18 protein-coding genes are annotated in these 21,251 nt (G+C 39.8%); 7 read left to right on the top strand and 11 right to left on the bottom strand.

All coding sequences use genetic code 11. From position 1 onward, the window contains the following. Positions 1-4: 4 nt before the first annotated feature. Positions 5-1,189, bottom strand: coding sequence for an MFS transporter (locus BUA16_RS15200; RefSeq protein ID WP_218616769.1), 1,185 nt, complete (start codon positions 1,187-1,189; stop codon positions 5-7). A gap of 78 nt (positions 1,190-1,267) precedes the next feature. Beyond that, the gene (locus tag BUA16_RS15205; RefSeq protein ID WP_084668524.1) at positions 1,268-2,086 is read right to left on the bottom strand and encodes a helix-turn-helix domain-containing protein; all 819 of its coding nucleotides are present in this window, start codon (positions 2,084-2,086) and stop codon (positions 1,268-1,270) included. Positions 2,087-2,546: 460 nt separating this feature from the next. On the opposite strand from BUA16_RS15205, the gene BUA16_RS15210 reads away from it, so the two are divergent. From BUA16_RS15210 to BUA16_RS15225, 4 genes are all read left to right on the top strand, one after another. After that, entirely contained in the window at positions 2,547-3,308 is a 762-nt protein-coding gene (locus BUA16_RS15210; RefSeq protein ID WP_072765601.1) for a LytR/AlgR family response regulator transcription factor, read from the top strand. Next, on the top strand, positions 3,295-6,258 hold the full coding sequence (locus BUA16_RS15215) for a sensor histidine kinase (RefSeq protein ID WP_072765602.1): 2,964 nt from the start codon (positions 3,295-3,297) through the stop codon (positions 6,256-6,258). Before BUA16_RS15210 ends, BUA16_RS15215 begins: the two co-directional genes overlap by 14 nt. Positions 6,259-6,345: 87 nt before the next feature. Beyond that, a complete protein-coding gene (locus BUA16_RS18725; protein WP_178338898.1) occupies positions 6,346-6,498 on the top strand; it encodes a hypothetical protein in 153 nt (50 codons plus the stop codon). A gap of 1,011 nt (positions 6,499-7,509) precedes the next feature. After that, positions 7,510-8,874, top strand: a complete 1,365-nt coding sequence (locus tag BUA16_RS15225; RefSeq protein WP_072765603.1) for an exonuclease domain-containing protein — start codon at positions 7,510-7,512, stop codon at positions 8,872-8,874. Positions 8,875-8,918: 44 nt separating this feature from the next. Here BUA16_RS15225 and BUA16_RS19100 read toward each other — a convergent pair whose 3' ends face one another. The 3 genes from BUA16_RS19100 to BUA16_RS15235 form a co-directional block, all read right to left on the bottom strand. Then, positions 8,919-9,047, bottom strand: a complete 129-nt coding sequence (locus tag BUA16_RS19100; RefSeq protein WP_262482966.1) for a hypothetical protein — start codon at positions 9,045-9,047, stop codon at positions 8,919-8,921. A gap of 349 nt (positions 9,048-9,396) precedes the next feature. Continuing rightward, the gene (locus BUA16_RS15230) at positions 9,397-10,806 is read right to left on the bottom strand and encodes an MBL fold metallo-hydrolase (protein WP_072765604.1); all 1,410 of its coding nucleotides are present in this window, start codon (positions 10,804-10,806) and stop codon (positions 9,397-9,399) included. A 106-nt stretch (positions 10,807-10,912) separates the two neighbouring features. After that, positions 10,913-12,637, bottom strand: coding sequence for a SulP family inorganic anion transporter (locus tag BUA16_RS15235; protein WP_072765605.1), 1,725 nt, complete (start codon positions 12,635-12,637; stop codon positions 10,913-10,915). 159 nt (positions 12,638-12,796) lie between these two features. Between BUA16_RS15235 and BUA16_RS15240 the strand changes: the two genes are divergently transcribed. Further along, positions 12,797-13,675, top strand: a complete 879-nt coding sequence (locus BUA16_RS15240) for a 3-keto-disaccharide hydrolase (RefSeq protein ID WP_072765606.1) — start codon at positions 12,797-12,799, stop codon at positions 13,673-13,675. A 119-nt stretch (positions 13,676-13,794) separates the two neighbouring features. Here BUA16_RS15240 and BUA16_RS15245 read toward each other — a convergent pair whose 3' ends face one another. The 4 genes from BUA16_RS15245 to BUA16_RS15260 form a co-directional block, all read right to left on the bottom strand. Next, on the bottom strand, positions 13,795-14,427 hold the full coding sequence (locus BUA16_RS15245) for a Crp/Fnr family transcriptional regulator (RefSeq protein ID WP_072765607.1): 633 nt from the start codon (positions 14,425-14,427) through the stop codon (positions 13,795-13,797). A 2-nt stretch (positions 14,428-14,429) separates the two neighbouring features. Beyond that, positions 14,430-15,218: an aldose 1-epimerase gene (locus BUA16_RS15250; protein ID WP_072765608.1), complete on the bottom strand. Its 789-nt coding sequence runs from the start codon at positions 15,216-15,218 to the stop codon at positions 14,430-14,432. A gap of 63 nt (positions 15,219-15,281) precedes the next feature. Next, the gene (locus BUA16_RS15255) at positions 15,282-16,262 is read right to left on the bottom strand and encodes a PLP-dependent cysteine synthase family protein (protein WP_072765609.1); all 981 of its coding nucleotides are present in this window, start codon (positions 16,260-16,262) and stop codon (positions 15,282-15,284) included. A gap of 177 nt (positions 16,263-16,439) precedes the next feature. Beyond that, positions 16,440-17,681, bottom strand: a complete 1,242-nt coding sequence (locus BUA16_RS15260; protein ID WP_072765610.1) for an ABC transporter permease — start codon at positions 17,679-17,681, stop codon at positions 16,440-16,442. 3 nt (positions 17,682-17,684) lie between these two features. Here BUA16_RS15260 and BUA16_RS15265 point away from each other — a divergent pair, with 3 nt between their 5' ends. Then, positions 17,685-18,932: an exo-beta-N-acetylmuramidase NamZ family protein gene (locus BUA16_RS15265; protein ID WP_072765611.1), complete on the top strand. Its 1,248-nt coding sequence runs from the start codon at positions 17,685-17,687 to the stop codon at positions 18,930-18,932. On the opposite strand, the gene BUA16_RS15270 is transcribed toward BUA16_RS15265, so the two are convergent. Together BUA16_RS15270 and BUA16_RS15275 are read right to left on the bottom strand one after the other, a co-directional pair. Beyond that, positions 18,923-19,774 carry a sterol desaturase family protein gene (locus BUA16_RS15270; RefSeq protein WP_072765612.1) on the bottom strand — a complete coding sequence of 284 codons (852 nt, stop codon included), beginning with the start codon at positions 19,772-19,774 and terminating at the stop codon, positions 18,923-18,925. The two genes, BUA16_RS15265 and BUA16_RS15270, sit on opposite strands and share 10 nt — an antisense overlap. Before the next feature lie 125 nt (positions 19,775-19,899). Beyond that, positions 19,900-20,394, bottom strand: coding sequence for a YkgJ family cysteine cluster protein (locus BUA16_RS15275; protein WP_072765613.1), 495 nt, complete (start codon positions 20,392-20,394; stop codon positions 19,900-19,902). Positions 20,395-20,457: 63 nt separating this feature from the next. Between BUA16_RS15275 and BUA16_RS15280 the strand changes: the two genes are divergently transcribed. Beyond that, positions 20,458-21,174 (top strand): class I SAM-dependent methyltransferase, encoded by a 717-nt coding sequence (locus tag BUA16_RS15280; RefSeq protein WP_072765614.1) that lies wholly within the window; start codon positions 20,458-20,460, stop codon positions 21,172-21,174. Positions 21,175-21,251 lie beyond the last annotated feature (77 nt).

The raw sequence follows: 21,251 nt of genomic DNA on the forward strand, positions 1-21,251 counted from the left end.
ATGGTTATTTTCTTAGGTTGATCAACAAGGCGATAGCGACAAAAATAGCTCCTAGCACACATACGCCGGTCCAATGCCAATAGGTCCATGCCATGGCACCCAACAATGACCCTATAGACCCCCCGGCAAAGGAAGCAGAGATATAAATCGTATTTAGCCTACTCCTTGCTTCGGGTACTAGGGCAAAAACTTTAGACTGATTGGATACATGGGTCACCTGCAGACCGATATCGAGCAAAACAACTCCCAGGATCAGGCCTAACCAGGAGGTTGCCGAGAAATCCATTACCACAAATGCCGATAAAACGGTAAAAATGCCAATTCTAATAGCGAATTGGGCGCCCTTTTTATCAATCCATTTCCCTGCCATTGGGGCTGCCAAAGCGCCGCAGGTACCAATAAGACCAAATAGCCCCACCATATCGCTTTTATAAAAGAACGGCTTGCCTTCGAGCAAAAAAACCAGTGTCGTCCAGAAAACACTAAAGGCCCCAAACATAAAAAAGCCAGTTATGGCAGCTGTTCGCAACACTGGGAGCTCTTTTATATATCCGACCATAGAACGCATTAGTCCGCCATAGCTGCCCAAAAATTCGGGTTCATTTTTTGGGAGTTTCCAATATAACAAGGCCATGAGCAATATCATTACCAAGGTCCCAAAATAAAATACTGTGCGCCAACCAAAGGCAGCTCCCATAAATCCGCTCAGTGTTCTCGATAATAAAATCCCTACCAAGAGTCCGCTCATCACCTGCCCCAGTACTTTCCCCCTATTCTTGTCATTGGCAAGACTTGCAGCCATGGGCAGTAACAATTGTGGTACTGCAGAAAAGAACCCTATACATAAACTAGCGGCCAGGAGTACGTGAAAATTACCCGCCATTGCTGCTGCAAAAAGGGCTAGGGCAGCACCAACGAGTTTTATTAGAATAAGTTTCTTGCGCTCTACTTTGTCGCCTAAGGGTACAATAAAAAACAAACCAAGGGTATAGCCCACCTGGGTGATGGTAGCAATCCAACTAACCCGTTGTTCGCTTACGTCAAAAGTCTCGGCGATTTGTATCAATAGGGGTTGGTTATAATATATATTGGCCACCACTACCCCACAGCTAACTGCCATCAGTAAAATTAACATCCCGCTCAGATTACTGCTAGATGCCGAAGCATCTATCTGTGCTACTTTCTGCATTTGGAAAAATTTGGGCCAAAATTACAGATGTTTCCCTGGAATGAATGGTACTCACTATGGCAGTGAAGGTACTATCACTTACTGTTCCCTAAATGCTATTGGAGTAAGGTCTGTATATTTTTTAAAGAAGCGCGAAAAGTAAGAGGTGTCCTTAAATCCTAAGTCATAGGCTATTCCTTTAACATCCGTATCGGTCAGTGTAAGCAGGCGTTTCGCTTCTAGCAGCAGCCTTTCCCTAATATGATCCCCGGCAGATTGGTTGGTCATCGCACTACAGACCTGAGTTAAATAACTAGCGTTCACATGAAGTTTGTCGGCATAAAACCCTACACTATGGTGTTCGGTATAATGCTCTTCTAGTTGCATTAGAAAACGGTTGAGGATGTGGTTCTTTACCGAGTCCTGATCCCCGGGATAGGCGTTGGTATGCCATTCCTGTAAAAGATGCAAAACAATTTGCAGCCTATGTTGAATGATACTGGTCGATGTCTCGTATTTAAAGGCTTGCAACTCGTGCAGCAATTGTGCGTTCTGAGCTTCATTGAGTTCCAAAAAAGAATTGGAGCGGGGCGAAAATAAAGGCCATAGATGTCCGTCAGAAAGCAGAATCTTATTGCTGAACATCAGTTGCCACCCACAGGTGTCGGCAGACATTCTCCATTCATGGGCCTGTCCTGGGGAGAGAAAAAAAACAACCTTCTCCTTTACTTCCAGTGGCCTAAAATCGATAGTATGGGTGCCACTGCCTTTGGTTATGAGAAGGATCATGAAAAAATCGTGCTTGTGTGCTGCCTCTATCACTGGCATATTAATGGGCCGATGATGAATAATATTAAATGCTTCCTTATCAATGGAAAGATTTACAATATCACTCATGCCAATAATCGGTAGCCCCATAGATACAAAGATAAGGTATCGCCGTTAATTTTAATGGGAATTAAAGCTGGGCAGTATGAAGGCATGGGGGAGAGAGAAGGGTAAGTACCTTAGAAAATACTGGTCTGTCCGTCAAAATTGACACGCGATAAAAATTTAGGGCCAGCTGCCCCTTCTCCTACAAATTAATCTTCTTGTAGAATTTGTTTTTACTTACATATGAAATAAACCCATAAAAAAATTATTTTTTTTGGAATGTCACATAAAAAGTACTGTTTTTACTTACCTACACTCTATATAGATAAGCATTAGCCCCTTAGAAATTTTTAAACGAAAGCCTTGTACTCCTAAATAGTATTGCATAGCCGTATTTTTTTATTTGTATGATTGTTACGACATAAACATTATACTTTTTATAGAATAAAAATCCTACTTTTGATAAAAAAGGCAGCATTAAAAGCTAAACCTATACTTATCTACTATGACAAAAATTGTAATCATCGATGACGAATTTATCGCCCGATCATTGTTGACAAATATGTTGAAAGAATATTTTCCGGAAGACTACACCATTGTCGGATCTTGTTCTTCAGTAAAAGATGGGGTGAAGGCTATTCAGGATTTTGACGCCGATTTAGTTTTTTTGGACATACAAATGCCCGAAGAATTTGGCTTTGAGCTTTTTAAATACTTTTCTAAAATTAATTTCGAAGTAATTTTTGTTACCGCCTATAGCCAGTATGCCATTCAGGCCATCCAGTGTAGCGCTTTAGATTATCTTTTAAAACCTATCGATACGGATCTTTTTCGCAAAGCTATCCATAAATTTTTGGAAAACAGACCTAAAAAGATCCCTCAAGAAGAGCAGATGAAGGTTTTATTGGAACACTTGGAAAACGAAAGGAATACCAACAATCACCGAAGAATGGCATTCCCTACCTGCAACGGCGTCGAGTGCGTCCATACCAAGAATATTATATACTGCGAATCGGACGGGAATTATACCACAATTCAAATGACCAATGAAAATAATATATTGGTTTCAAAACCCTTGAAAACTGTAGAAGAATTACTTCCCGAAGCCTTGTTTAAAAGGGTCCATAAATCTTTTCTGATTAAAATGGATGCTGTAAAACGCTATAATAAAATGGATAAACTCGTAGAGTTAACGGATAATTTCACAATTCCGGTAGCACATAGAAAAGAAGCCGAATTTTTAAAAGAGTTGTTTGGAAAAGATTAACCTTATATTCTTACTTTTATTTCAGTGGGTCTGTTTTGCACAAACCTATCCTTCTAAACATTATTCTGCGGAAGGCGAACTACCAAACAATACGGTACGGGCCTTATTTTTAGACCATCAGGATATTCTTTGGATTGCTACTAATAATGGGGTAGCGAAAAAACAAAACAATAATTTCAGCTATTTTTTTACCGAAGACGGCCTGGCCCTGAACAATACTTGGGCCATAGCACAAGACAGCCAAGACAATATGTGGTTTGGCAGTTATGGCCGCGGCCTCAGTAGATTCGATGGTAAAAATTTTACTACCTATAGCAAAAAAGAGGGCCTTATCCATGACGAAATAACTAAAATCCTCCATGTTAACGGGTTACTCTATGTAGGCACTAGCCATGGTATTTCTATTATAAATACCAAAACCATGGCTATACATTCTAAAACCCTGGAGAACTCCGATCAATTATTCAGAATCAGTGAATTCGTTGTTTATAAAGACCAGGTGTATGCTGTTTCTTATAGGTCTGGGACCTATAAAGTTGAATTGAACAATGAGCAAATGACCTTAACGCTCGCTAACGACCAACACTTTCTTTATGGCGCCCATATCGAAAACGATTCTATATTACTGAGCAACAAAGGTTTTTACCAGAAACACCATCTTCAGGATTTTCTATCCCCTGCCAAACATCCCAGCCCTAAACCTTTGGGAACTTCTATCATTTGGGGTTACCAGAAAACAAAAAAAAACCGACTCTTTGCTGCCGCTTGGGGCATATATGACAATACCGGGGGGGTGTATCAGATAGTAAAGGATTCTATGGTTTCCGTAACTACAAAAATGGGCATAGAAAGTCAAAACATTGTCTCCTTTGCTTATGATCCCGACTTGGAGAAACTCTATGTAGGAACTTTAGACAATGGTTTATATGAAATAGAACTTAACGAATCGGTTCTTTTTCATCCTAAAGAAAACGAAACCGTCCTGGGTTTTGCCCATACCGACCAAAGTAGGGCCATATTATATAATGACAAAATAGAGATTGCCACTAGGACTATAACGCCCCGAGAATTAAAAAAATGGTCTCAACAATACGTGGCAACCCATAGCAATGCGCTTCCAAAGTACGAAGACTTTTTTTATGAGTTAAAATATGATACCAAAGTAACTGATATTACACTATATTCCATTAAGAACCATCTGACCGATTATTGGATCAATACTTGTATCGGAATCTACCGTTTTGACAAGCATGGCAATTTTTTAGCGTACCTCCCCTTACATACCTTAGAGTTCAACTTTACCCCGGCCAACCAACTTATAGAAACCCATCCCTATCATTCGTTGCGAATTTACTCCAATCTAGACCCTTTAGAATACACGTTTTACCCCGAAGAAGATGTCCATACCCCTACCTTGGTGGTGGGCTCTTATAAAAGCGAAAACAAAACCTATTTGCTTTCTGTTTTTACTGGCCTATTTACCTATGATCATAAATTTAAGTCCTATTATAATGAAGGGATTTGGAGCGAAAGCAATTTAAGGCACATCACAGCACTTGGGAATTATTTGGCAATATCCAATGAAGAAGGAGATGTCTATATCGTTGAAGATGGAAAGGAAAATTTTAAGGTCATAGAAAAAATACCTCGGGCAAAAATTCATGGAAACAACATTACTTTTCTAAAGAGTTACGGGAATAATTTATTGATAGGCACCGAAAAAGGATTGAACATTATCAATAATGGCAGTTTAATCTTTTTAGACCATGAACAGGGATTAAAACCACCCTTACTTTCGGCCCAACTCATAGATAACAACTTATACATTGGAAGCAAAAACGGATTTTACACCGTATTTCTTGATAGGTTTACGCACATGAACCCCATGATTACTGAAGTGCATCCTACTGTCATAACGGTCCGAGACAGCAGTTTCACCCTACCTGCTCGCAAAACTCACACAAACTTCCTTTTTGATCACGATCAGAATTCTATTCGAATAGCCTTTAAAACCAATAAGCACCCCTACCCCAACAAATTGCAGTATCAATACAGATTGCACCCTTCAGAAGCATGGAGTAGTCCTTCTACAGAACCGGAATTGTTTTTTCCTTATTTGGAGCCTAACACTTACGATATAGCCGTTAAAATTATCGATTCGAGTACCGGTATCCATACGGAAAAACAACTGCTAGGATTTGAAATATCGCCACCTTATTATAAAAAATGGTGGTTTACATGCCTTCTTGCCTTATTTTTCATAGGGGTGATTATTGCCTATTTCAAAAATGAAATACGAAAAAACAATCGTTTTGAACTCCAAAAAAGTCTGTTTCAAAAAAGGGTAGAAGAAACTAAAATGGAAGCCTTGTTGGCACAAATGAATCCACATTTTATTTTTAACACCTTAAATTCCATTCAACATTATATCGCTAGTAATGACAAAGAAATGGCCATACGATACCTTGGTAAATTTTCCCAATTGATCCGTACAAACTTAGACAACTCTACCCTTCCCTATATTAGCTTAGAAGATGAATTGGAGTATTTGACCACGTATATTGAAATAGAAAATATACGGTATCAGAATAGGATTAAGGTAATCATTTCGGTTGCCGAAAATATTGATCTTCATTCCACAGAAATTCCGACCATGATCTTACAACCCTTCGTAGAAAATGTTTTTGTACACGCTTTTCCAGAACGGATAAAAAATCCTACCCTTACTCTATCCATTGGGTATACCGATACCAAATTATTAGAATGTAAGGTCATTGACAACGGTATAGGCAAGCAAAGTAAAACAACTATGCCACTACATACCTCCAAAGGCCTGGCTTTAGTAAAAGAACGATTAAAATTATTGGGCTATGATGTAGAAGCGACCCTTACCTTAAACTATAGCAGTAGCGGGACTCAAGTAACCGTATACCTAGACCCTGAGCGTTAATCCAAAAAAAACTTACGTTTATATATTTGGTCTTTTTAAGAGTAGAATGATTATTAAATTACGTTCAAATCTTAAAATTACATCATTATGGCAACCTATAAATGTGTGTCTTGTGGTCTTACCAGAAACGATTCTTTAATCTCAAAATTTACGACGCCACCTATGTGTGTGATTTCCCATCCCACGGCGGCGATGACCTCTCATTCCTGGGCTAAAATTGCAAACGAAGATTATTATTAATTCTACTACATTTCACTAGTCCATTAGAGCACGACAGCATACCCTTTTTTATGCCCCGGCAGATGAATACGTTTTTCATCGCAGTACCATTTCAGTGCTTCAATCAACTTAAAAACCATCGAGGCCTTTGTGCGTTTCAAATGTCGATTCGCCCGTATTCAGTTGACACTTATTATTAACAAGCTTCCAGGAAGGACTGCAATAGGCGAAAGTAGCCTTATAAGCGTTGGTTTTAATACTTCCGCACATTTTAGTGCATACTGATGGTGCATTTTTCGAGGCACAAAATACAGCACCAAGGAAGTTATTACCATTATACCTCCGAAGAGTTTAAAAGCCATGGGGTAAACTGAGGTATCTGCGTAGACTATCATGGCAATTGCCGGCAGCAAACGTTTACTGACCTCAGTATAATGAAATAGATCGGTACTTGCAGCTTTCTTTATGATTTTCCTGGCATTTTTAGGAGCTAAAACCATCAAAAAAACCAACCCCTATTAGGAATATCCCAAAAAGTACTACTATGCATTTTGCCATGATCATCTTTTCTATTTTGATTCTTAAATATAATGAATAAGGAGTCATTAAGATGTTTTCTTTGTGCTATAGATATTGTCTCATTAGTATTTCTAGTGCTCATTTTTCCCAATAAACTTCCTTCTCACCAGCTTTTTGGGATGGATCCCTTTGCTGCTTCCTTTTTCCAATTGCCATAGCACATCAACCCTACTATTTTACGCGTTAGGGACCGCGGCGGCATCCCCGCAGCGCAGCAAGGGATATAGCCAAGGCCCCGCCCGACGAAGGAGGGAACGCCCAAAGTAGTATCCCAATGGGCTATATAAATTGTCATGGCCACACCTTTATTAAAAGCTTCGCCCCTATTAGCCGTCCTCTATTATTAAGTATCTGCTTCTAGCAAAACATCTCATAATTTCAGCGAATAGGAATGCGCTTTTCTCAAAAAAATCCCATAACTTTAGTTACCCCTGTCCTTTAATCAGCGTTTTTATGTACTCCATCGTCGATATAGAAACTACAAGCAACGGTATCCAAGGCAATAAGATTACGGAAATTTCTATTTTTAAGTTTGATGGTCGTGAAATCATCGAAGAATTTACTTCCTTGGTGAATCCGCAATGCCCTATCGCTACTTTTATCACTGGATTAACTGGTATTGATAACGATATGGTCCGTCATGCTCCAAAGCTAGAGGACATCGCTACAAGGATTTTGGAAATTACACAGGATACCATTTTCGTTGCCCATAATGTGAATTTTGATTATCGTGTTATAAAACACGAATTTGAGACCATCGGTATTCCTTTCACCCGAAAAAAACTATGCACCGTACGGCTCTCCAGAAAATTAATTCCGGGGTATAATTCCTATAGTCTGGGAAAACTTTGTTCTTCCCTAAACATACCTTTAACCAACAGACATAGGGCCCGGGGCGATGCCCATGCCACGGTACTTTTATTGCAACATTTATTACAGGCCAAGAATGCCGAAACGGTGTTTGATTCCTTTTTAAATGCCCGGTCTCAACAAGCCACCCTGCCACCATCCCTGCCCATGGAGGTTTTTGATAAACTTCCCAATGTGCCCGGCGTCTATTATTTTAAAAACAACCAGGGCAAAATTATATATATAGGCAAAGCCATCGATATAAAAAAAAGGGTCCTAGGGCATTTTTACCATAAGGCGAACAAAGAAATTCGCTTGTGCCAAGAAACCCATGATATCGGATTTGAATTATCGGGTAACGAATTAATTGCGCTTTTGATGGAATCTGCTGCCATTAAAAAACACTTTCCAAAATACAATCGGAGCCAAAAAAACAACGCTCAAGAATACGGTATTTTTACCTATGAAGATAGAAATGGAATATTTCATTTGGCCTTTAACAAACTTAAATTAATCCCCAATCCATTGCTGAACTTTCCCAATATCACGGAGTGTAGGTTGTTTTTAGAACAACTGTGCCAAGACTTTGAACTTTGTCCTAAATATTGCCATTTGCAAGAAAACACAAGTAGTTGTTCGCATTACAAAATAAGCAGTTGTGCGGGCATCTGTAAAGGAGAGGAATCTATTTCTGAATACAACAAAAAGGTTATGGCAGCCATTGTTGGGATAACATCTAAGCTTCAAAATATTTGCATTAAAGAGAAAGGAAGGCATGCAGATGAGGAAGCCTTTGTCTTAATTTCCAACGGCTTGTATAAAGGCTATGGCTTTATACCGAAAGACCAATCGGTGCGGACCATTGAAGAATTGAATCTTTATATCGAACCTCAAAAAGACAATAAGGACATTAAAAACATCATTGCTACCTACTTGCGAAAATACCCATCCAAAAATATTATGTTATAACTTTCTTGGTATGCGAATCACAAATATTCAGAGTGCTGGTCGCCTTATTTTTTCTTGTCACCGTACATTAACAACAGTACTACAGTTACCAATCCGACACATACGGCACCGAAAATAGCGATCATTATTATTCCGTTTCCCCAATTTACCAGCGGCAAGTAATTTACTATCATAGCGATCTTACTAAAAAATTATACCCGCTAAAGTATCAACACGGCTATCATAAAAATATGACAAAAATCATTTTTCCAATAAAAACAGAAATGACTGACTGAACGATACCCTTAGGAAGTATTTTTTCTGCTTACACGAATCGTAATTCACGAGACAAATGCCAAGCCAGCTCCTTTTCATTTCATGGTACCGACTGTTCTTAAAAGCAACCCAATTTTTAGGTTTTCAAAAATATACCGCAAAAAAAGCCCTCCAATTTTGATAAAAAAGGAGGGTTCATTGGCCTTTAGCCTGTTATCAGGATAAGGTACCCTTATGGGTACTTGTCCCTGTACTAATGATCAGCATTTATAAGGTTGTTGGGCACACATATTCGGTGACGGGTACTTCTGCTTTTTTGATTGCGGCAAAGCCACCCCCAACATCAACTAGGTTATGGATACCTCTGCTTTTTAATATGGAAGCTGCAATTACAGATCTATACCCACCGGCGCAATGCACGTAGAAGGTCTCATCTTTGGGGAACTGCCCCATATGGTTATTTAAGAAATCTAAGGGCGTATTCTCGGCATCAATAACATGTTGGGACAAATATTCTGTTTCCTTTCGCACGTCGAAAACCGGAATATTTTTATCGGATAAGGTTTCTTTTAGTTCTTCTGCAGGATAGGAGGTAATGGTATCATAATCTCTACCCGAAGTTTTCCAAGCTTCAAAACTTCCTTTTAGGTACCCAATAGTACCGTCGAAACCTACACGGGAGAGTCTAATTAAAGCCTCTTCTTCCCTCCCCTCTGGGGCCACCAATAAAATCGTTTGGTTTACATTGGCTATCAAAGCTCCTACCCATGGTGCAAAACCACCATCCAGGCCAATAAAAATAGAACGTGGCACATAGCCCTTTACAAATTCGCTTTGGTGGCGCACATCCAATATCACCGCATCGGTAGCATTGGCTGCCTCTTCAAATTCTTCTGGTGTAAGGGCAGTGGTTCCTCTTTCGAGCACTTCGGCTATATCTTCATACCCTTCTTTGTTCATTTGAACATTCAATGGGAAGTATTTTGGAGGAGGCAACAATCCATCGGTCACCTCTTTTATAAACTCTTCCTTGGTCATATCTGCTCTCAGGGCATAGTTCATTTTTTTCTGGTTCCCCAAGGTATCCACTGTTTCTTTCATCATGTTCTTCCCACATGCAGAGCCTGCTCCATGTGCGGGGTACACGATAACATCATCCGAGAGTGTCATTATTTTATTTCTAAGGCTTTCAAATAAGATCCCTGCCAACTCTTCCTGCGTCATATCGGCAGCTTTCTGGGCTAAATCTGGTCTCCCTACATCTCCTAAGAACAAGGTGTCCCCAGAAAATATCGCATGGTCCTTCCCGTTTTTGTCTTTTAACAAATAGGTAGTACTTTCCATGGTATGCCCAGGGGTATGCAATACTTTTATAGTAATATCCCCTAAAGGAAATTCCTGTCCGTCGGTGGCAATAATTGCGTCAAAAGACGGATTAGCCAATGGTCCAAATACAATAGGCGCACCGGTTTCTTTGGATAAGGTTACATGCCCGCTGACGAAATCGGCATGAAAATGAGTTTCAAAAATATACTTTACAACTGCCTTATCAGTTTTTACCCTTTCTAAATATGGTGTTATTTCCCGTAATGGATCTATAATAGCTACCTCTCCCTTACTTTCTATGTAATAGGCACCTTGTGCTAAACAACCCGTATATATTTGTTCTATATTCATACTACTTACTTTTAATATTTATACTCGGGAATCAGATCCCTAAAAAAATCACTACTTATTTTCTGTACACCAAAATTACAAGTTCTTTATTACTCTGTAAGTAACTTTAGTTGCTTAGGTTCTGGTGTGCTACTCTTTCCCATAACGAAGGGCCGGAATTAGGATCATCATGATAGGCCACCGCCTCTTTGATAGTGATGAAAAGATTTTCTTTTCCCAAATAATCAATCAGACCACTTCGGAATATTATATCCCTTGTCGGACCAATAGCCCCTGCTATATACAGGTGAAGGTTCTTTTTATGCATTTCTTCCAAAACACTCATCAGCATATTGGAGGCAGAATCGTCTATATAATTAATGGCTTCGGCGTTTAATATCACTGCTCTAAGCGGCTCGCCTTTTGCTTGGATATACTTTAGCAACTTATTTTTAAAATATACCGAATTGCCAAAATATAGTTGGGAATCGAACCGTACGACCAACAGGTCTTCGCGTATGATCACATCCTCGCCAAAACGGTTTATATTTTTATAATAATCAGAATCCTTAAGCTTCCCCAAAACGGCAAAATGGGGTTTAGAGGTCCTATACACCATCAATAATAAGGATAGGAGCGTCCCTATTAGGATCCCTTCGACGATCCCCATGGACAGCGTAAAGAAAAAGGTGATTAGCAGTACCATGAATTCATCTTTTCGGGCCTTCCACAGACTTTTAGGGTAACTAACATCTATTAGACTAAAAACAGAAACCATTATAATAGACCCAAGGGCGGCATTGGGCAAATGATAAAATAAAGGGGTAAGATACAATAGGGTTAGTGCTACCATGGCCACGGAAATTATAGAAGCTATGGTCGTTTTTGCCCCTGCCTCATAATTTATGGCCGATCTAGAAAAACTAGAGGTCACCGGATAGGCCTGAAAAAAAGACCCTACCATATTAGAGGTCCCCAAGGCTACTAATTCCTGATTTGGATCGATGGTTTCTAATTTGGCTTTTTCCTCTAGGGCCTTCCCTATGGATATAATTTCTAAATACCCCACCAAAGCCAAGGTTAAAGCAATGGGCCAAATATCATTAATCAGGGCCATATCAATAATAGGAAATTGGAAGGAAGGAAAACCAGAAGGCACTTTGCCCACTACCTCAACCCCATAGGTTTCGAGCTCAAAATAATAAACCGTTAAAATACTGGCAACGACCACTATTAAAATGGCCGGGAATTTTTTAAACCACTTTTTACACAGTACTATGGTAAATATCCCTACCAACCCAATCGCTAAATCGTAAAAATTGGTTTCCGGTATTTTTTGAAAGGCATGGAGCACCAATTCGTGGAATTTGCTGCTATTCTCCATCTTTAAACCTAGCAAATGCTTTATCTGGCCAAAAATTATAATCAAGGCCGCAGCCGACGTAAAGCCGCTGATGACGGGTCTTGACATAAAATTGACTAAAAAGCCCATCCTAAAAAGTCCCAAGACAAGCTGAAAAGCCCCTACCATAAAAGATAATAGTAAGGCCGTTACAATATAATTCTCTATTCCAACAATGGCAAGGGTTCCCAATCCTGCCCCTACCAACAAAGAATCCATTGCCACAGGGCCGACGGCTACATTTCTAGAAGTTCCTAAAAAAGCATATACAAGCGCTGGCAACAAGGAGGCATAAAGCCCATAAACGGGCGGAAGCCCCGCAATCATGGCATAGGCCATTCCCTGTGGAATTAGGATAACCCCTACGGTAAATCCGGCCACAACATCGTTTCCAAATTTGCGCTTATTGTATTTGGGAAGCCACTCCAAAAAAGGTAAAAACCTGCTCATTCCCCAAAATTAGCATTTAATCCTTAAAGCAAAACCACTATCCTCATATAATTGTAGTCACCACGACACAAACCTTCTTTAAAAACAGAGAATTCATTCAAAAAAACTTTACCTTGTAAGCTTGTTTTTTACAAGCCTTTAAACCTAAAAGAGACCACTATGAAGAAGTTTTTTTCTATGGCACTTTACAGTGCCTGCCTTTTAATTTTATGTCAATGTACCACCCTTAAACCGGTTGCCCAAGAGCAGAACGGAGAATGGGTACATATGTTTAACGGGAAGGATCTAAACGATTGGACCACCAAAATTCACCATTACGAAGTTGGCGATAATTACGGCGACACCTTTAGGGTAGAAGACAGTATTATAAAAGTGCGATACGACAAGTACGAAGGCGATTTTAACGAACGATATGGCCATTTATATTATAACACCCCTTATTCGTATTACCATTTGGTGATAGAATATAGGTTTGTTGGAGAGTTACATCCTGGAGCACCTGGGTATACCATAAAAAATAGCGGGGTAATGTTTCATTCCCAAGACCCAAGAACCATGCTTAAAGAACAAGACTGGCCTATTTCTGTAGAAATGCAGTTTTTAGCCGGACTAGAAGAAGGTTCTCCCAGACCTACAGGAAATATGTGTTCGCCAGGGACCGATGTCGTTTATGAAGGTAAAATAGATCCTAGACATTGTATTAATTCTACCTCAAAAACCTATTACGGCGATCAGTGGGTACGTGCCGAAGCCATTGTTTTGGGCGATTCTCTAGTGACCCATATTATTAATGGGGAAAAGGTTTTAGAGTATACCCAACCCCAAATTGGTGGTGGCGTGGCAAACGGCTATGACCCAGCGGTTAAAATTGATGGTACATTATTAAAGGAAGGATTTATTGCCTTGCAATCTGAAGGACAACCGATAGATTTTAGAATGGTGAAAATTAAAAACCTAAAAGGGTGTATGGACCCTAAAGCTATCAACTTCCATAAGGATTATATAAAATCGGATCCGGAAGCCTGTATCTACAAATAGTCAAGACTATATAGAATTAATAAGGGAGATGTCCTTCTTCGGAATATCTCCCTTATCATAAAATCCTATCCAATAGATTCTTCAATACAACAATGCGTTGTAATCTATTTCAAATAGCCTTATAAAAGCAACACCTTTATTTGGTTTCTGAACAACTTAATTTTCCCGTCATTTTCCATCTTCTTTAAAAGGCGAGACACCACTACCCTAGAAGTATTTAGATCGTTGGCAATCTCCTGATGGGTTGCGTATATTAAATCGTCTTGGGTTACTTTCGCCTTGTCCTGCAGGTGTTTTAATAGACGTTCGTCCATTTTTAAAAAGGCAAGGGTATCTATCGTTTCCAAAAGCTCTTTCATTCGCGCTTGGTAACTATCCAATATAAATTTTTGCCAGCTTTTATATTTCCCCATCCATAGTTCCATATACTGCACTGGTATCATCAGTATTTCGGCATTGGTTTCTGCCACCGCCCTTATCTCACTCTTATTTCTTCCCAAGCAGCAAGAAAAGGTCATGGCACAGGTATCTCCTCTCTCTATAAAATACAGCAACAGCTCATCGCCTCCTTCATCTTCCCGTAATATTTTTATAGCCCCTTTTAATAATAAGGGCATATTGGTAACGGTGTCGCCTATAGCCATTAACACTTCACCTTGATTCACTTTTTTATAGAGCCCTACAGACTTTATTTCTTCCAATAGTTCAGGTTCAAAAAGATACCCATAGTGATGTTCCAAGGCCTGTTGCATACCTATTTTTTTAATTTATTAGGTTGAAGATATACGGAAAACAACTTTTCTTTTTCTGTCAAAGTCTGAAATCCAGTATGCAGGTTTTCATGTGATGCCGCATAGGGATAAAAACTAATAGGCTCTATACAAAGCATATTAGGCACCTCTGTCCAAAGCATAAAATTTCCGAACCCTTCTGTTTTTATGTGGAGTTCTTCGGCATCGGACAAGGTCACTTCTTCGGTATCCAAAACTGCCAATGCTCTATTGCCGACCGCCAATATTTGGGGTAGATCTATACTTTTATCCTTTACCCGTACACTGGGGGTATCGGTATGCAATTTAAAAGCCGGGTGGTATCCTAACATAAATGGCATTTCTTGATCTCCGGAAACGGCAAAAGTAATTTTCAGTCCTTCTTCCGTTAATTCATAGCTTTTTTGAAACCTGAAATTATAGGGCCATGCCAATAATTCCTCGGTAGATTTAGCAGGGTATTTAGAATTCTGCACTTTTGTATTGGCGACATACGTTTTTTCCCAAACTGCTTTTTCTTCCGTTTGTGAAACCAGCTGATACTGTAATTCACGTAACAAACCGTGTTGATCTTGTACTGCTGCTCCCTTAGGAGTACTTACTTTAAAATCGGCCTCATTGGTCGGGCCTATAATTGGAAACATTTCCGTATCCGAACTTCGCCACCCCGGGCTTCCTTTTTGATGAATGTATTCATGGCCATCTACCGTATAGCCTACTAATTCCCCTGCATCAATCCTTGCGGTTTGGTTCAACCCTTTTAAGCTTATCATTATTTTTTTATTTATTAGGTGTTCTTTGTCTTTTGGCTTTTATAATTAGTTGTTGGTCTATACTTATTTTATAAACCCTTTTTCTCTCATCCATTGGTCGTTGTACATTTTACCCACATAGCGGCTTCCATGGTCATGAAACAAAACCACTACCACATCGTCTTTTGTAAAATGTTCTTTTAGCTGTAACAAGCCTTTCATGGCTGCTCCTGCCGAATTCCCCAAAAACATAGCTTCTTCCTTGGCCAAGCGTTGGGTATAAATGGCGGCATCTTTATCGGTTACTTTTGTAAAGCCGTCTATAATATCGAAGTGAACATTTTTAGGCAACATATCTTCCCCTATCCCTTCAGTGATATAAGGATAGATTTCATCCTTATCAAGAATTCCGGTTTCGTGATATTTCTTAAATACCGACCCATAGGTATCAATACCCCATACTTTAATATTCGGGTTCTTTTCTTTTAGAAAGGTCCCTACCCCGGAGATGGTCCCCCCAGTTCCGACACCCGCTACAAAGTGTGTAATTTTCCCTTCGGTCTGCTCCCAAATTTCGGGTCCGGTCGTTAAATAGTGGGCTTTAAAATTACCTGGATTATCGTATTGATTTACATACCATGAATTGGGGGTTTCCTTAGCCAGCCTCTTCCCGGTCGCATAGTAACTTCTAGGATCTTCTGGCGCCACATTGGTAGGACACACGTGTACTTCACTCCCCATAGCCTTAAGAATATCTACCTTTTCCTTGGACTGTTTATCACTGATCACGCAGATCATTTTATACCCTTTCACAACGGCCACAAGGGCCAATCCCATGCCTGTATTTCCCGAAGTACTTTCTATGATGGTTCCTCCCGGTTTTAAGAGCCCTTCCTTTTCAGCATCTGCTATCATTTGCACCGCTATCCTGTCTTTTACCGAATTGCCAGGATTAAATGTCTCGTATTTGGCCAATACCAAACATGGCAGTTCCGAAGTAAGTTTGTTTAACTTTACTAAGGGCGTATTTCCTATGGTTTCTAAAATATTCTTAAAATATTTCATAGGCTTCAAAGATACTAGTTTCAGGGTTCAAAAATAATGGCAGCGACTAAAAAACGGCTTCGTCCCTTCCTGAGAGATACTGGTTATGCCTACTTATTTTTACGGGTAGTCCCACCCCTTAAATCAGGACGGTTTTCCCTAATATTTACAGTTGTTAATTCTTACGACTTTAGCTATCTATTCAAACTTAATGGCCTTTACTGGCGAAATTTTTGTTATGATGTAAGAAGGTACCAATAACATTAATAAGCAGAGCAACAAAACCCCAGCATTGAGTCCCAATACGGTCCACGGATCTGTATGCACAGGAATATAATCGATATAGTACTCTTCGGGATTTGGGAATTTAAACAATCTAAATTTGTTTTGGATCCCAATAACCCCCAGGCCAATAACATTTCCAATCAGCAGTCCTATCCCTATCAGGTAGGTGGCATTATATAAAAATATTTTACGGATACTCCAGTTCGAAGCTCCCAAGGCTTTTAAAACACCTATCATTTGGGTACGTTCTAGGATAAGCACTAAAAGGGCCGTAATCATATTGATCCCCCCCACGATTACCATGATCCCAATAATAAGGGCGATATTAAAATCGAAGAGACCTATCCATTCAAAAATCCTAAAATATTTATCCTTGATCGTCTGGGTATCTAGGTCCGAAAGTGTTTTCCCGTAAATTTCTTTTCCTTTTTCATCAATATCATCAAAATTATCCAAGAATATCTCAAAATTACCCACCTCGTTTTCGGCCCATTTATTCATGCGCTGTATATGTCGAAGGTCTATAAAAATATAAGAGCTATCGAACTCCTCAAAACCACTATCATAGATACCGACGATGGTAAACTTCCGTTGATTGGGCATTTTTGACGGCTGGTCTTCCTTAATAAAAAAGGAAAAAAATGAATCCCCTGTTTTTAAATGCAGGCGGTTTGCCAAAATCCGCGAAATAAGCACCTCATCGTTGAGTGCGTCCGTATAATCGGGCAGCACGCCATCGACCAAAAACTCTTCAAAGACTTTCCAATTATAATCTTTTCCCACCCCCTTTGCGATGATCCCTTCAAAAGTGTCTTCGGTACGTATGATCCCTCCTTTACTGGCTACGGCCTGTATGTGGTTAATACCACTGACCGATTTAAATTCGGGATAAAAATCTTGCTCTATGGAAACTGGTACTACAGAGACATCGGAAGTATTATTATCGTAATTATAAATCTGGATATGGCCATTAAATGCGGCTATTTTTTCGCGTATTTTATGCTTTAGCCCAACGCCCGTTGCTATGGCGATCAACATCATTATGACGCCAATAGAAATCGCTGCAATGGCTATTTTTATAATTGGCGCAGATATACTAACTTTATGCTCTTTGCCTCTGACCAGACGCTTGGCAATAAAAAATTCTAAATTCAATTTATGGCTATTTTATCCGTTTTCAAAAATACTGTTTTATTATTGTTTATTTCACTTTCTTATTGTGGAAACCCCGGTACAAGCGACAAAAAAAGCCAGACTACGATCCTTTCCCAAGATGATACTATCTTGGAAAGCCCAATTCTTGTGGGGGCTAACCGTACGGAGAGTTACCTTCCCTTATTAAAGGGAAAGAAGGTGGCGGTGGTAGCCAACCAGACCAGTGTGATCTTTAAAAACAGCCCCACTGATCCATATACCCATATTGTAGATTCTCTTGTGGCCTCCGGAATAAGCATCAAGCAGGTTTTTGCCCCAGAACACGGATTCCGTGGCGAAGCCGATGCCGGAGAAAAAGTAACCGATGGGAAGGACGAAAAAACCGGATTGCCATTGATATCGCTCTACGGAAAAAACCGCAAGCCTACTAAGGCCCAATTGAAAGATATAGAGGTAGTCTTGTTCGATATACAGGACGTAGGCGTACGCTTTTATACCTATATTGCCACCATGCAACTGGTGATGGAAGCCTGTGCAGAAAATAATATTCCGGTGATTGTTTTAGACCGCCCTAATCCCAATGCACATTATGTAGATGGCCCCAGTATGGAAACCGAACACCAGGGCTTTTTAGGAATGACCAATATTCCGCTGGTGTACGGTATGACCATTGGCGAATATGCCAAAATGATCAACGAAGAAGGCTGGCTAGACCAACAATTAAAAGCCCAGCTTACCGTGGTAACCATGGAGAACTACGACCGTAACAAAGAGTACGTACTTCCTATAAGGCCTTCCCCAAACCTACCTAACAATACCTCCATCTACCTATATCCTAGTTTAGGATTCTTTGAAGGAACCAATATTAATGCCGGCAGGGGAACGGAGTTTCAATTTCAACGCTACGGTGCCTCTTTTTTAGATCACAGCAAATATGATTTCACCTATACTCCCAAGCCTAATTTTGGATCAAAAGATCCTAAGGAAAAGGGCAAACTATGCTACGGGAAAGACTTGTCCAAAACCCCAAAATTAAATAAGGTAGATCTTAGTTACCTGTTGGACGCATATAAAAACACCAAAGACAAGAGTCTGTTTTTTAATACTAGCGGATTTACCAAACATGCGGGAACTGCCGTTTTACAAAAACAAATTGAGGCCGGATTATCCGAAAAGGAGATCAAGGCAAGCTGGCAAAAAGATATTGAAGCCTTTAAAAAAATAAGGGCCAAATATTTAATTTATGATTGATTAGAAGAAGGCACCTCTACCTCCTGATGCGAAATATATTTCCTAAGGGGAATTCTCAACAAGCTCAAAATGTTAGAATTCTCCTTTTCATTAGGGCAGGTATCTACCCCGTAAATAATTTTGTCGCTAGGAAGTTTTAAAAATGTCCCGAAGAGCCTATCCCAGACAGAAAAAATATTCCCGTAATTACTATCTGTATACGGCAATTTATAATGATGGTGAACTTTGTGCATGTCAGGAGACACGATGATCCAACTCAATACGGTGTCTAGTTTCTTGGGCAGGGAAATATTGGCATGGTTAAACTGTGAAAAAACCACCGAGAAGGCTTGGTAGATCATAATAATGGCCACCGGGGCTCCAACTATAAATGTTCCCAAGCAGGTAAAAGCAAAACGCAGCACACTTTCTCCAGGGTGATGCCTATTGGCTGTAGTAGTATCTACTTGGTGATCTGTATGGTGAATGATATGAAAGCCCCATAACACTTTCACCTTATGCGCTACCCAATGAGCCAGCCAAGCGCTGATTAAATCTAAAAGCAGTACACCCAATAGTACTTTCGCCCATAGCGGCATTGGGGACAGCCATTGTAATACCCCAAAATTATTGGCAAGGGTCCAATCACTGGTTTTTAACAACAAAAAAGCCAATGGAAAATTTACGAGAATGGTCGTCAGGGTAAAAAATATATTGATCCCCGCGTGCTTAAATTTCTTGTATTTAAGCTTAAACAAGGGAATCATGTATTCCAAGACCCAAAAAAATACGATCCCAGACACCAAAATAAGGCTCCTATGGGCCGGGGGTATGGTTTCAAAATAGTTATAAAAAGCCTCCATAAACGATTCAAGTTTTCGGAGATACCCCCGATCGCCATTAAAGGTACTAATTCTTCTTTATTCCGCGCGCTCCATTATTTACATGGCCTCATCGTTACTGTTCCCTTCGTCTAACAGCCTTCGCCTCACATGGGTAGCTTTTTTTTCATGGCCTCTACAATATTATAGGCAGCAGGGCATATGGCCACGTTTTTCATGGTGAGGTTACTAATTTGCTGAAACTTTCTGCGATCGGTATGAGGAAATTCGCGGCAAGCTTTTGGACGCACCTCATAAATGGAGCAATAATTATCGGCCCCTAAAAAGGTACAGGGCACACCCTGCAACACATAATCGTTGTCCTCATCGATACGCAGGTACTGATCGATAAATTTTTGAGGTTTAAGTTTAAAGTGTTTGGCTATCCTTTCTACATCTATATTGGTAAACAAGGGGCCGGTAGTTTTACAGCAATTGGCACATTGTAGGCAATCGGTTTTTTCAAACTCAGCCTCGTGAAGCTCCTGCATCACATAATCCAAGTTCTTTGGCGGCTTCTTTTTTAGTTTGGCAAAATACTTTTTGTTTTCCGTTTGCTTTTCCTGAGCGCGCTTGGGCAGCTCCCTAATTACCTCATCCATTCTGCAATAAACTTTTAAAAGTTCGCTAAAAGTCTCACATTTGCATGTAAAATACAAATTTAAATGGAGAAGGATATTTTTGGCAAGGCCATAGCAGATTACCATGCGGGTAATTATTCCGAGGATATAAAGACCTATTCTTCGTTGGAAGAAGAAGATACGATACCCCTGCCATACTTGTTTAGGGATTATAAAAAAATGCCTGTTGTAGAGCAAAAGGCCCTAAAATTGTGCAAAGGTACCGTCTTGGATATCGGATGCGGAGCGGGCAGCCATAGCCTTTACCTACAGAAAAACGGACTTCAGGTAACCGCCCTGGACCACTCTAAAGGCGCTATAGAAACCTGTATTAAAAGAGGCATTACGCAAACAGTATGCAGCGATATCTATGACTTTAAGGACCAAAAATTCGATACCCTATTAATGCTGATGAACGGTATAGGCATAGTGGGCAAGTTGCAGAATATCGATGCCCTTTTTACGCATTTAAAGACCCTTCTAAAACCAAACGGACAGCTATTGTTAGATTCAAGCGATATCATTTATATGTTCGAAGAAGATGAGGATGGAGGCTATTGGATTCCCGACAATACCAAATACTATGGCGAAGTAGATTTTGTGATGGAATACAAAGGCGAAAAAAGCGATTCCCTCCCATGGTTGTACATAGATTACAACACCTTACAACGAGCAGCAAATGCCAATAATTTAAACTGTGAACTGGTATACGAAGGCGAACATTACGACTATTTGGCAAAACTTACTCTGATAAAGGAATAGGAAATAAAGCATAAACGTTTTATCTTATGCAAGTTTAGCACAGTAATTGAGACTATTTAAACTCAAATTAGGAATCT

This window comes from Arenibacter nanhaiticus (assembly GCF_900141935.1).
Lineage (GTDB): Bacteria > Bacteroidota > Bacteroidia > Flavobacteriales > Flavobacteriaceae > Arenibacter > Arenibacter nanhaiticus.